The 13,261-nt window shown below is 51.0% G+C and carries 11 protein-coding genes; all 11 read right to left on the bottom strand.

The genetic code is table 11. The features are described 5' to 3' along the window. Window positions 1-26: 26 nt before the first annotated feature. The 11 genes from PCH05_RS02875 to ytxC all read right to left on the bottom strand — a co-directional run bounded on the left by PCH05_RS02875 (window position 27) and on the right by ytxC (window position 13,147). Window positions 27-971: a 4-hydroxy-3-methylbut-2-enyl diphosphate reductase gene (locus PCH05_RS02875; RefSeq protein WP_127600480.1), complete on the bottom strand. Its 945-nt coding sequence runs from the start codon at window positions 969-971 to the stop codon at window positions 27-29. Between the two features lie 54 nt (window positions 972-1,025). Next, entirely contained in the window at window positions 1,026-2,489 is a 1,464-nt protein-coding gene (locus PCH05_RS02880; protein WP_127600482.1) for a sensor histidine kinase, read from the bottom strand. Window positions 2,490-2,491: 2 nt separating this feature from the next. Beyond that, the gene (locus tag PCH05_RS02885) at window positions 2,492-3,181 is read right to left on the bottom strand and encodes a response regulator transcription factor (RefSeq protein WP_127600484.1); all 690 of its coding nucleotides are present in this window, start codon (window positions 3,179-3,181) and stop codon (window positions 2,492-2,494) included. A gap of 154 nt (window positions 3,182-3,335) precedes the next feature. Then, window positions 3,336-4,991, bottom strand: a complete 1,656-nt coding sequence (locus PCH05_RS02890; RefSeq protein WP_127600486.1) for a S1C family serine protease — start codon at window positions 4,989-4,991, stop codon at window positions 3,336-3,338. A gap of 606 nt (window positions 4,992-5,597) precedes the next feature. Further along, window positions 5,598-6,257 carry a response regulator gene (locus tag PCH05_RS02895; RefSeq protein ID WP_127600488.1) on the bottom strand — a complete coding sequence of 220 codons (660 nt, stop codon included), beginning with the start codon at window positions 6,255-6,257 and terminating at the stop codon, window positions 5,598-5,600. Continuing rightward, window positions 6,257-7,315 carry a sensor histidine kinase gene (locus PCH05_RS02900; protein ID WP_127600490.1) on the bottom strand — a complete coding sequence of 353 codons (1,059 nt, stop codon included), beginning with the start codon at window positions 7,313-7,315 and terminating at the stop codon, window positions 6,257-6,259. The genes PCH05_RS02895 and PCH05_RS02900 overlap by 1 nt, the downstream gene beginning before the upstream one ends. A 4-nt stretch (window positions 7,316-7,319) precedes the next feature. Further along, window positions 7,320-8,405 carry a cell wall-active antibiotics response protein LiaF gene (liaF, locus tag PCH05_RS02905; protein ID WP_127600492.1) on the bottom strand — a complete coding sequence of 362 codons (1,086 nt, stop codon included), beginning with the start codon at window positions 8,403-8,405 and terminating at the stop codon, window positions 7,320-7,322. Window positions 8,406-8,624: 219 nt separating this feature from the next. Then, entirely contained in the window at window positions 8,625-8,789 is a 165-nt protein-coding gene (locus tag PCH05_RS27135; RefSeq protein ID WP_164766516.1) for a hypothetical protein, read from the bottom strand. 205 nt (window positions 8,790-8,994) lie between these two features. Beyond that, window positions 8,995-9,519, bottom strand: coding sequence for a 3D domain-containing protein (locus PCH05_RS27865; protein ID WP_127600846.1), 525 nt, complete (start codon window positions 9,517-9,519; stop codon window positions 8,995-8,997). Between the two features lie 413 nt (window positions 9,520-9,932). Next, window positions 9,933-11,873 carry a threonine--tRNA ligase gene (gene thrS / locus PCH05_RS02915; protein ID WP_127600494.1) on the bottom strand — a complete coding sequence of 647 codons (1,941 nt, stop codon included), beginning with the start codon at window positions 11,871-11,873 and terminating at the stop codon, window positions 9,933-9,935. Window positions 11,874-12,244: 371 nt separating this feature from the next. Continuing rightward, window positions 12,245-13,147, bottom strand: a complete 903-nt coding sequence (ytxC, locus tag PCH05_RS02920) for a putative sporulation protein YtxC (RefSeq protein WP_164766518.1) — start codon at window positions 13,145-13,147, stop codon at window positions 12,245-12,247. Between the last annotated feature and the right edge of the window lie 114 nt (window positions 13,148-13,261).

The following is a 13,261-nucleotide window of genomic DNA, read 5'->3' on the forward strand; positions in this document are numbered from 1 at the left end:
AGGGAAAGCCTGTAATTAGACGGAACTTACTTATTAGCCCTCACCGGTGGCAGCAGCTTGCTCATGTTCACGGTCCGCTTGATCTCCCACGTGTCCGGATTACTTGGATCATACTGCTCCAAATAGGTGATGACTTCTTTGGTAATCGGCGTCGGCGTAGATGCCCCGGAGGTGACGGCCACTTTCGTGATGCCTTCCAGCCATTCACGTTTAAGTTCGGTAATATCCGCGATCCGGTGGGCATTGACATGGGCGATCTCTTCGGATACCTGTGCCAAGCGGTTCGAGTTGTTGCTGCGCGGATCCCCGACAACGATGACCAGATCGGCCTGACCGGCCTGCTCTGCCACCGCTTCCTGACGCACTTGGGTCGCCAGGCAGATCTCATTGTGCACTTCAGCTGAAGGGTACAGCTCCAGCAGTCGTTTTACGATATGCTTAATATCCCACTGGCTCATGGTCGTCTGATTCGTAATGATGATGCGTGAAGAGGTTACCTTCAGTTCGGCAATCTCCTCTTCCTTTTCGATCAGATGCACGTGATCAGGCGCAATGCCGATGGCACCTTCCGGCTCCGGATGGCCCTTTTTACCGATATAAATAACCTCGTACCCGTCGGCCACTTTTTCACGGATCAGGTCATGCGTCTTGGTCACGTCCGGACAGGTCGCATCGACCGTCGTCAGGCCTTTATCGCGGGCCATTTTACGAACCTCAGGCGATACGCCGTGAGCCGTGAAAATCACCGTTCCTTTATCCACCTGATTGAGAATGTCCAGCCGGTTCGCTCCGTCGAGCGTAATGATGCCCTCGTCCTCGAACGAGTTCGTGACATGACTATTATGAACAATCATGCCGAGTATATATATAGGGCGCGGGAGATCTAGATTTTGCGCAGCCTGGCGCGCTAGCACCATGGCATCCACGACGCCGTAACAGTAACCCCGCGGTGATATTTTAATGACTTCCATGCGCTGACTTCACCTGCTTTCTCATGCTTACAAGCTATCGACATCCATTATACCCTATTCGAGGGGCGTCGGAAAGACGATGGGCAGCCAAATGACGAAGGTCGTTCCCTCGCCGCGCGTCGTGACCACTTCCACCGAGCCCTCCATTTCGTCGATGATCCATTTGGCGATGGACAGGCCCAGGCCGATGCCTTCGGTCACGCCGCGGGATTGGTCCGCACGGTAAAACCGCTCGAAAATATGAGGCACTTCCTCTTTGTCCATACCGATTCCCGTATCGCTGATCCGGATACCGACTTGGTTCTGGTAAATGAACGCATCAAACGTTACCTGGCCTTCTGGCGTGTACTTGAATGCATTTTCGATAAAAATGAACAGCATCTGCTGCATGTAATCCTTGTTGCCGTTTACATAAATACCGTTCAGCACGGAAAAATCACCCGTAATCCACTCCGCCGTACGCGGAAGCATTTGCGCCCTCCGGGCGACCTCCTCCACGAGAATCTCGAGCGGAACAGGCTCCTTCTCAAAAGTACGCCCCGTGTCCGCACGGGCCAGGGACAGCATGTCGCTGACCAATCGGCTCATCCGCTTGGATTCGTCCGCAATATCGCTGATCGCTTCCATCGACATCGTATGCATCGTCGCTTCGTCCAAATTCGGTCGTTCAGCCGCGTCCTTGCTCCACATTTTTTGCAGCAGATCCACGTTTCCGCGGATGGTGGTCAGCGGCGTCCGCAGCTCATGGGAGGCGTCCGAGACGAACCGACGCTGCGTCGCATAGGATTCCTCAAGATTTTTATAAAAGCCTTCCATCCGGCCCAGCATCTTATTCACCGTATTGATCAATTGCCCAATCTCATCCTGCGGCCCGTCGTAAGCGATCCGCACGCTCAAGTCTGCTCCGTTCTGAATCTGGTCGGCAGCCTCGATGACTTTGCCGATCGGCGCCATCGATTTGCGGGCCAGGAAAAGGCCGAAGGTGGTGGCCATGAGGATCATGATGGTGGCACTTATGACAAGAATACTCCGGAGAAGCCTTAAGAGTTCTTCTTCGTGACCAATGAAAATGCCGAGCTGAAGAAACCCAATGACTTTATCCTGAATGACATATGCTTTTTGATAAACCAGAAAAGGATTCCCATTCAGACGTATTGTCTCAAACTGGTTTACCTTTGCTGCATTTTTCTCACTAGGTACAGGGAATGTACTTTTTAATTTGTTCAAATTATCTGTGATGATGTTTTGATTGTTAATATAATCATGAAGCTGCCCATAAACTTGAGAAGAATAAAACTCGGAGCTAGTGCTAAGCCCCATTGAATCAAATTTGAATCCTCCTCTTGATACATCTAAATAAAGATTTGGCTTGATTTGACTACTTTGTTCCCTAAGCGTATCCTTCACCTTCGAAAACGTATAATAATGCACGACCGCATACAAGGCTGACCCGAACAAAATCAGCGACACTGCCAAAATGCAGGTATACCAGGCCGTAAGCCGGAGTCGTATGGACATGTTTATGAGTCACCTCTCAGAATGTAACCCGCTCCCCGGATGGTTTGGATCAAGCGTTTGCCTCCATGTTCCTCCGTTTTTTGACGCAGCATCGCGATATAAACCTCAAGCACGTTGGATTCGCCGCTGTAATCGTAGCCCCAAATTTTATCCATGATCAGGTCGCGCGACAGCACCCGCTTCGGATTTTGCATGAACAAATGCAGAAGCTCGAATTCCTTGGCGGTCAGCTCGAGCCGTTTGCCGCTGCGCAAGACCTCTCTCGAATCGACGTCCAGCACGATATCCTCGAACGTCAGTCGATGATCTTCCGCGTCCTCTTGTCCCGGCTTTCGGCGAAGAAGCGCACGAACGCGGGCCAGCAGCTCTTCCAGAGCAAACGGTTTGACCAAATAATCGTCGGCACCGATATCCAGCCCTTTGACACGGTGCTCCACCTCGTCTTTGGCCGTCAGCATCAGGACCGGTACGCGAATGCCTCCCTCGCGCAAACGCCGGCATACCTCAAAGCCGTCCACTTGCGGCATCATGACATCCAGGATGACCAGATCCGGTTCGCTCGCCAGTACGCTTTTTAATCCTTCCGCCCCATTGCTCGCCGTAATAATGTCATAGCCTTCAAACGCCAGCCCTCTGCGCAGCATGGAAATTATTTTTTCGTCGTCATCAACAATCAATACTTTAGATCGCATATATGGATGGCCCCTTCATTCCTGTACTCGTTTCCTTCATATCTCTTGCTTCTATTGTAGCAGTGAATATTTGCGTTTGCATCTCTGTACAACAACAGCGGAAGGGACCTTCCCTTCCGCTGTCAAATGATATCCCTCTGGGTATTCCTTATGGTTATTGCTGATCGGTGCCGTCAGAGGTAACGTTGTATTTATTTTTGTCGCCGACCGTTACTTGCAGGTCAATTTTCTTGTTATTGCGGACGACGTTCAGCGTTACGGTAGAACCAACCTTTTGCGTTTGGATGAAGTTAACCAGATCCGTATTGGTTTTATAGCTGGTTCCGTTTACGCCGGTGATAATGTCATACGGACGCAGGTCAGCATCATACGCCGGGGATTTATAGGTCACTTCCACGACAACGTTGCCTTCCTTAATATCTGTTTGCATTTGCTTGGCAACTTCATCGGTCAGGGTCATCAGTTTGGCTCCAATAAAAGGAATCGGGTCTTTCGGAATTTCCTGATTTTTCTCCAGCTTGTCGACCACGTTCTTGATGGTGCTGGTTGGAATCGCGAAGCCGATGCCTTGGGAATCCGCACTGACAGCTACGTTCATGCCGATGACTTCACCGCTCATGTTCAACAGCGGGCCGCCGGAGTTACCAGGGTTAATGGACGCATCGGTCTGCAGCAAGTGTTGGTATTTGCGCGTGCCGCTGCCTGTTTCTTCCTTAATATCGATCGACCGTTCACGTGCGCTCAACACACCGCTGGTTACGGTATGGTCAAACCCTTGCGGGTTACCGATCGCAACGACCGGCTGACCGACTTTCATATTATTGGAATCACCGAGGGGTACAACCGGGAAGTTGCTGCCTTCGATTTTCAAGACGGCCAAATCCAGATCTTTCGATTTGCCAAGCAGCTTGGCTTCATAGATCTTCTTGTCGTTTTCGATAGTAACTTGAATCACGTCGGCATTCTCGATCACGTGCTCATTCGTCAGAATGTAGCCGTCCTTGCTGTAGATGAACCCGGAACCGATACCGTATGGAATCAGCTGGGATTTATTTTGCGACTGGGATTGGGATTGAGACTGAGAGTCGCCGTTCGACTGCGAGTCCCCAAAATAATCGCTGCCGTCTCCGCTTTGGTCACCGAAGAAGTATGAGAACGGATCGTTCAGGAACGGATTCGATTGGGATTGGGAGCTCCGGGCGCTTTGCTTGACGAGCGTCTCGATTTTCACGACTGCCGGTCCTGCTTCCTGCACCACCCCGGAAACATCCGTAGGCTTACTTAAAGGAAGCGAGGTGTTCGATGTACTTCCACCGCTGCCGCTGGTTTCCGGTGCGGCGGAGACGGTTGTGCTTGGCTGCTCTGCCGATGACATCGCCGTGTTTGGCGTAAACAGGTTCATGCGGTCCGAGGTAAACATCAGCGCCCCGACGACAACGACTCCTGCCAAGAAGGAAATCAAAATCGCTTTAACGGATGTTTTCGGCGGCTTCTGATTAAACTGCCAATTTCCGTTGCCGCCACTACCTCCCGCTGCCCCGCCGCTTCTGCCGGCATTGCCGGAATCCGTGGAGGAGTAGTAAGGGTTGACCGATGGAAGCGGCCTTACCGGATTCGGAGGCGTAATTTCGACATCCTCCTGATTGTGGCTTTCCACTCCGCGTTGCTCCGCGTTTTCCTTTCCGATGGATTGGAACGGACCGTAGGAATAGTAGTATGATGAGGAACCCGATTCAGAAGTTTCTTGCCGCTTCATGTTGTCGTTTTGAAAATCGTCTTCAGGTTGACCGGATCTGTTTCTTTCGTCCATGTTTTATGCCTCCTGTACCCTAATTTATATCAATTAAATATGGGGATTTGTTTAACTGTTTATATCATGTACTATAAACCTTAATAGCAGATTAAAAACAATTAAAAAGGAGATAAGAAAACACAATTATCGATGCAATTCTCAGAAGCCAGACCGCTTCTAGATGTTGTTTTTCTTGCGAAATCAGGTCAGCTTCTCAATGGTGCTTCTCAATCTGATTTCTAAAAGAAAACACAATTATCGATGCAATTCTCAGAAGCCAGACCGCCTTTAGAGGTTGTTTTTCTTGCGAAATCAAGCAGCTTTGTCAGAGGTGCGTATCACTCTGATTTCTAAAGAAAAACAATGGAACGATGAAATTTCACAGTTGCCAGACCGCGACTAAAGGAAGGTTTGCTTGCGAAATCAAGCAGCTTTGTCAGAGGTGCGTATCAGTTTGATTTCTAAAAGAAAACAGGATGCGTCCCACAAACTAGACCGCGCGATGATAAACTTTTCGACGAAACGTTACATTATAATGGCTAATATGAAAAATCAGATTGAGCACTTCTGAAAGTGCCAATCTGATTTTTAGAAGAAAGAAGGTGACTTTGCCTTCAGGCATTCTTACTCGGACTGCACCCATCCCTTGCGATGCGCGTAAATGGCCAGCTGCGTCCGGTCCTCCAGCTCGCATTTCATGAGCAGGTTGCTGACATGCGTCTTCACGGTTTTGATGCTGATATGCAGCTCTTCTGCGATATCCTTATTACTCTTGCCCTCGGCAATCAGCAGCAGCACTTCTTTTTCGCGTTCGGTCATCCCCGAAGAGTCTCCCTGCACGGTGCGTTGCCGAATTCCGCGCGTCAGCGCCTGTGACACGTCGCCGGTCATCACCGGCATGCCGCGGTTTGCACCCTGCAGCGCATAAATAAGCTCATCCGCCGATACCGTTTTGAGCACGTAGCTGACCGCGCCCGCCTCCACGGCATCCACGACCAGGTCATCCTCCAGAAAGCTCGTCAAAATGACGATTTTCATGGACGGATACTCTCCCAGCACCGCGCGCGTCGTTTCGACGCCGTTCATCACCGGCATCATCAGGTCCATCAGGATCACATCGGGAAACTGCTCGGGCGAAGCATTTTTAAGCCAATCCAGCACTTTGGTACCGTTGTCCGCCTCACCGACGACTTCGATGGACGGTTCCAGCATCAAATACGTTTTGAGGCCCATCCGCACCATCTCGTGATCGTCCACAATCATCACTTTCATGATATCCGTCATTATTCCTCTTCCTCTCCCATCTTATGTTCCAGGCCAGCCGCTTCTTCCACAAATTTAGGTATATGTACGCGAATCGTCGTTCCGGAACCTTGACGGCTGATGATTTCCACTTTACCGCCCAGTTTTTCCGCGCGCTCCTGCATCGTCGTCAATCCGTAAGATCCCGTCTTATGCGGTACTTCATTAAAGCCCTGTCCGTCATCACTGATGCTGAGCACGACCTGCCGCTGCTCTTCGCGGAGCGACATGCTGACCAGCCGCGCATGGGCATGCTTCACGATGTTCGCCATCGCCTCCTGAATGATCAGGAATAGCTGATGCTCAATCGCTTCGGATAATTCCCCTTGCAGCTCGACCTCTTTCATGCCCTTTAAAGCGTTTTGGCGGCAGTAGTCCGGGAACCACATTTCCAGCGCCTGCGCCAGATTTTTGCCCTCCAGTTCAATCGGGCGCAGCTGGGCGATCAAAGCCCGCATCTGCTTCTGCGCCATTTGCGACATGGAAATCAGCTGCGTCATGACGACTTGCCCATGCTCTGCGTTTCGCTCCAGCACCTTGGGCAGGGAAGAGGCCGACATATGTATGGCGAACAGCTGCTGGCATACCGTATCATGCAAATCCCGGGCCATGCGCCGCCGCTCTTCCAGAACGGCCCGTTCCGCCGCTTTTTCTTTCTCCACGACCTCCTGCTCGCCCATCCGCTGCAGCAGCATCATTTTCTTTTCCATGGCCTCCATCAAATTGTTGAACTCATGATAAAGCCGCGTAAAGGTGGGGTCATCGGATTCCCCGATCCGTACGGACAAATTGCCCTTCGCCACCTGCAGCATATTGTATTCAAGAATATCGAGGCGGCGCTGAATGCGCTGACCGGCCATATATCCGATCACGATCGATAACAGCAGGAAGCCCAGGCTTGTGTACACCCAAACCCAGGTTCCTTTGACGACCAGATATCCGCTGTCCGCCCCGATGTATAGAACCGCACTCATGAGGAATCCGGTCAACAAGAAATAAAACAACAACATCCATTTGGTATTCTTCAATATACTCCGCATGCGCTCAACCTACTTTGTTCACTTTGATATCGCCGATAAATGCGCTGATGTTAATCCGGATTTTTTTTCGCGCATCCTTGTAAAATGGAGTTTTGCTCTGGAAGCTGCTCATGAACCCGCTCCGCGACTCGCTCAGCACGGACATGTCTCCGATAAAAGAGCTGGAGTTGACTGAGATGCCAAGATCCGTGTCCTCAGGAACGTATACCTTGATATCCCCGATAAAAGCTGAAATGTTGATTTTCGTTTCTCCGAACGGTATATGCGCATTGGTCAAATCGAGTACCGTATCCCCGATAAATTGGGAAAGGTTCGTCGGCTTCAGCTCAAAATAATCGCGCCCCAGGTGGATATCCCCGATGAAGGACGATCTATTGATTCGGCTTCTGTCATGTTCCGTTTCGACATGCCCTTCCCAGCCCGAATGGCCATGGCGTCTTTCATGTCTCATCTGCTGCCGCAAATGCTGGTGGTGCTTCTTCTGCTGTTTATATTTCTTTTTGTACTGCTTGTATTGATCCTTTACGTCCCCATCTTCCCTATCATCCAGGTCGAAATCATCATCGTCGTCATCCTCGACCATAGCGCTAAAGCCTTTGCGCTCTGCTTCCTTCCGCTCCGTGAACGGGATGCCGAACTTTTCTTCAAACTGCTGGTCAAGCGTCGATTTGGCCGTCAGGTCTTCGGGCTCCGGCGGTTCGGGCGTAAAGTGCTCATCCTTTCGATGCGGGCGCGGCGGCGGAGGCGCGTGATGGTCATGCGGCTTAAATATAACGTACAGCCCCGCGATAATCAGCAGTGCCGGAATGATGATCTTAAAGAAGCTGCCCGGCGTAATCCAATCCCAGCCTTCGTTTCTCCCCAGAAAATAAGATCCGAACAACAGCAGCACCGCAGCGCCTATAAAAGAGGATCTTCTTCCTTTAAGCAGCTCCTTGATTCCCAGAACGATGAGAATGACAGGCCAGTAATGGCCAATGATGTAGCCCAGACTGACATCAATGACTCCCAGCTGGTTCAGCAGGAACAGCGCGCCGATCCCGATCAGCACAACGCCTCCGAATAGCCGGTCCAACCATCGTGTTTTCATGTTACATATCCCCTTTAAAAGTTAAACTGTTTGCCGAAGTGGAGCATCCACTTGGTGGATTTGATAACAGTGTACAACATGTCGGCACGCTTCGGATAGCGGCGCGGGAATGATGTTGAGCTCGGTCTCGGGACCGAGGCGTCTGGATATCATTTACAAAAGCAAAAGCACCCGCTTCAAGCAGCGGATGCTTTCGGATGAATCGTTATGGCTCGATGGTTAGTTCTTCTCTTTAAACTCTTCGTCGAATTTTTCATCCGGCGTCTTATAGTTGCTGCTCTTTACAGCTTTGGAGCTCTTCTGGGAAGAGTTCTCTTCAGCAAACTCAGCATTGAACTTCTCGTTCGGAGTTTGGTAGTTGTCTTGAATTTTCTGCTTTTTCATTGGCTTAAGTCACCTCCCTGAAAGCTTGTCGTTCATGGCAAGCTCCACTTGCCTGGGGGCTGATGTTCGTTTCCCCAGTCCGTAGTATGTGAAACGGGGAAAAAATTATGCAAGCGCCTGCCTGTCGGCTCACAAAAAAAGCCCTTCAACCCCGCACACTGGCGAGTTTAAAGGGCTTTTGTCCGTATTGAGATTAAATGGCTTCTTACAACAATGAGGCTGGAACCGATTTGTAGGTTTGGATCGCTTTTCCGAGCGCGTTCAGCATCTTTTCGCTGCATTTGCCGTTGCCGCGTTTGATGACTTGAACCTCAACCTCTTTCTTTCCCCATTCCTTGTAAACCTGCTTGGTCGTAGCAAAATAAAGATCGATTTTACGTCCTTTGATCGCAGATCCCACGTCAGCCACAATGGCGTACCCATACTCAGGAATATAGAGCACCGTACCGAGCGGGAACACGCGCGGATCGGCAGCGATGGTCGAAATGGTGTTCTTGTCCCGGCGTACTTTTACACCCGAATAAGTAATGCCGTACTGCGGATGAGACGGAAGCTTCCCAGTCGATTCATAGCCGGCGGTATACCCCGTGGCCATTACTTTCATCGTATGGATGACTTGCTCCTGTTTGGGAGCCGACACGGCCACTGCACCCTGTTTATTCACGCCCTGGGCCGGTTTGGTTACGGTCCCTGCGATTGCCGGCAGCGCCTTCGGCGTGAACTTCGGCATAAACTCGTTTTGGGTCAAGGCCGCTAGCTGGTCAGCCTTCTTCTTATTGACGTCGACGATTTTGAACATATCCGGTTTGGCTGCATATTTTAACGGTTTGAGATAGTAGTCATTGTTAGAAATGATGGATTTGCCGGTTGTGCTGTCAGCCATATAGCCGGGCGTAAGCGAAAAGGCGGCCGCATACAGATTTGGCGTTTCCGCGAACAGCCCAAACAAAAGCATGCATAATAAAATCCTCTGCCATGTTTTACCTTTAATCATTTGAAATCCTCCCCCTTACTAGCGAGGATGTCCAGATGAAATGGCATTTATACATGTCTTTTGAACATGCTTCATGGCAGAGGACTACATTTTACTTAAAAAGAATGACTTAAAACCTCGATGAAGGACCGCTCCGGATGTTAAAAATCCTAGAAAATTACGCGGTTTGTGATTTGTTCCTTCAGCATGGAAACCGCTTCGTCCAGCGGCTGGGCGCCAAGGTCTCCCTCGCCGCGCTTACGGATCGACACGGAGCCTGCGTTCATTTCGTTTTCGCCGACGATGAACATGTACGGGATTTTTTCCAGCTGTCCCTCGCGGATTTTGTAGCCCAGCTTTTCATTGCGCAGGTCGGCATCCACCGTTACCCCGCTAAGCTGCAATTTCTCGGCTACTTGCTTCGCGTAGTCTTCGAAAGCCGTCGATACCGGAATGACCTTCACCTGTACCGGAGAGAGCCATAGCGGAAGCGAGCCGGCAAAATTCTCGAGCAGGAAGGCTGTAAAGCGCTCCATCGTACCGAGGATACCGCGGTGGATGACGACCGGACGGTGCTTCTGACCGTCATCGCCGACATATTCAAGTTCGAAGCGTTCAGGCAGCAGGAAGTCCAGCTGAACAGTCGACAATGTTTCTTCCTTGCCAAGTGCGGTGCGGATCTGCACGTCCAGCTTTGGACCGTAGAATGCCGCTTCGCCTTCCGCCTCGAAGAACGGAATGCCGGTTTCCTCGACAACCTCGCGCAGCATGCGCTGGGACATTTCCCACATTTGATCGTTCGGGAAATATTTCTCGGTATCCTCCGGATCGCGGTAAGACAGACGGAAACGGAAATCATGGATGCCGAAATCCTCGTAGACCTTCGTGATCAGCTGGATAACGCGCAGGAACTCTTCCTTGATCTGATCCGGACGGCAGAAAATATGCGAGTCGTTCAACGTCATGGCGCGTACGCGGTGCAGGCCGGTCAGAGCGCCTGACATTTCGTAGCGGTGCTGCATGCCAAGCTCGGCGATGCGGATCGGCAGATCGCGGTAGCTGTGCATAGAGCTCTTGTATACCATCATGTGATGCGGGCAGTTCATGGGGCGAAGCACGAGCTCTTCATTGTCGAGCTCCATCTTAGGGAACATATCCTCCTGATAGTGCTCCCAGTGACCGGAGGTTTTGTACAGCTCCACGTTGCCGAGCACCGGCGTATACACGTGCTGGTAGCCAAGGCTTTCCTCCAGATCCACGATATAACGCTCCAAAGTGCGGCGCAGCTTCGCGCCTTTCGGCAGCCACATCGGCAGGCCTTGTCCCACAAGCTGGGAGAAGGTGAAGATTTCGAGCTCCTTGCCGAGCTTGCGGTGATCGCGTTTTTTGGCTTCCTCCAGCAGATGCAGATGCTCGTCCAGCTGGGCTTTTTTCGCGAATGCCGTTCCGTAAATCCGCTGCAGCATTTTATTTTTGCTGTCTCCGCGCCAGTAAGCGCCGGCCACGTTCATCAGCTTGAACACTTTGATTTTGCCTGTGGAAGGCAGATGCGGTCCGCGGCAAAGGTCGAAGAATTCGCCCTGCTCATAAATCGTAATAATGCTGTCTTCAGGCAGCGCATTGATCAGTTCCAGCTTATAAGGGTCTCCCAGCTCGCCGAATACGTTCAGCGCTTCCTGACGGCTGACTTCCTTGCGTACGATCGGCAGGTTTTCGCCTACGATGCGTTCCATTTCCTTTTCGATCTTTTGCAGATCTTCGGGATTCAGCGGATGCTCGAGATCCATATCATAATAAAATCCGCCTTCAATTACCGGGCCCACGCCAAGCTTGACCTCTTTGGCACCAAATAGACGTTTAACCGCCTGGGCCATCAAGTGGGCTGTACTGTGGCGCATGACTTCCAGACCGTCCTCGGAATCCAGGGTTACGATTTCAATCAGCGCGCCATCTTTAAGCGGAGTGGACAAGTCCACGACGATGCCGTCCATTTTGCCGGCTGCCGCATTTTTTTTGAGTCCGCTGCTGATGGATGCCGCCACATCCTCGATTGTACTTCCTTCTGCATATTCCCGGCCGGAGCCGTCCGGAAGCTTGATACTTACTGACACGTGAATTCCTCCTTCAATTTTCCATACCATTTGCATCATATTTCCACAAATAGAAAACAAAAAAACACTCATCCCTTGAGCAAGGGACGAGTGTTTGCACCCGTGGTTCCACCCAAATTCGATCATCGCATCCGTCCGGAAAGAGACAGTCGCATGATCCTTCATCAGCATCTGATAACGGAATGACCCGGCGGTTCATACTGGCATAACGTTCCTAACCGCAGCTACAAAGGGGTAGACCAAAACCGGAATAACGTAAGGAAATTTCAGCCGATGTTTCCTCTCTCTGCACCGTCCGTTTTTCAATCCATGTCTTTGTCAACGCTTTTAATTATGCAGTAATTATAAGTCCCTCATGATCCTTCGTCAAGTTACAACTTCCCCGTTTCGCGGAAATACGCGTGGCAATCCGGGCAGTATCGGCATATCTCGACCCTTTGCTCAAAGATCTGCGTCAGCGTCCGGATCACTGCCATATGGGGCTCCCGCGTGTGGATGACGATTTTGGCCGGGGAGACGGAAATGAGGGTTGTGACGACCGCGTCCTCCATCTGCAAATCCTGCTGATCCAGCCGTTCCACCACGACGCCTTCGTCGGCCCGGTATTCGAGGGGATTCAGATCTTCGTCCAGCAGGAGCAGCTCCTGCCCGCCTTTATGAATGACATGCACGAGCGGAACCTGCGGCTGCTGAAAATACACGAAATATTTGAGCATCCCCACGAACTCCTCGTATTGCCGGTCCATCAGAAATTCGTCCACCGCATATTCCACGATCTCCTTCAGTTCATTTGCATACGCTCGGGAGCGGAAGGTAAGAAAGCCGTCTACGTGAAGCAGCGGCCTTTCGGTTAAGCACTGCTGAAGCCCCTGCACGAGCATATCTGAACGGCGGTTCCACGATTCGTTGAGTTCCTGATTTTGGCCCAAAATCATCCTGCATTGCTTGAGGATCTGCTCATGCTCTTCGGGATCGGGAAAATCAAACTCCTCCTCCAATATTTTCTCGACCAGCCGCTGTTCTTTATCCTGCAAAATGTATTTCGCCACCGTCCTGGCGGCCGTTTCATATACCTGCTGGAGATGGTTCCCCTTGAAAAAGCGCGGATCATCCTCACGACAGCCCCAAAGCACGACATTCTCATGGACCGTGCAGCTGATCGATAACGATTTGTACTTTTTATGTAAATCCTGATTCGCTTCCGAAACCATGCGGCTGTATCGCTCCGCTTCCTGCGGGTTGGAGGTTTGGGCTGCAATGCTGAACAGTTCCATGGAGTTCACTCCTTTCAATATCCTTCTTACAAAGTATATGTGTATGCAGAGGGGATATACGGGAGGGATCGTTGGAAAACAGGCTAACATTTCTCAGGCCCAATCGACAGAAGG

The sequence above is a fragment of the Paenibacillus chibensis genome (genome assembly GCF_004001045.1).
Classification (GTDB): Bacteria; Bacillota; Bacilli; order Paenibacillales; family Paenibacillaceae; genus Paenibacillus_AQ; species Paenibacillus_AQ chibensis.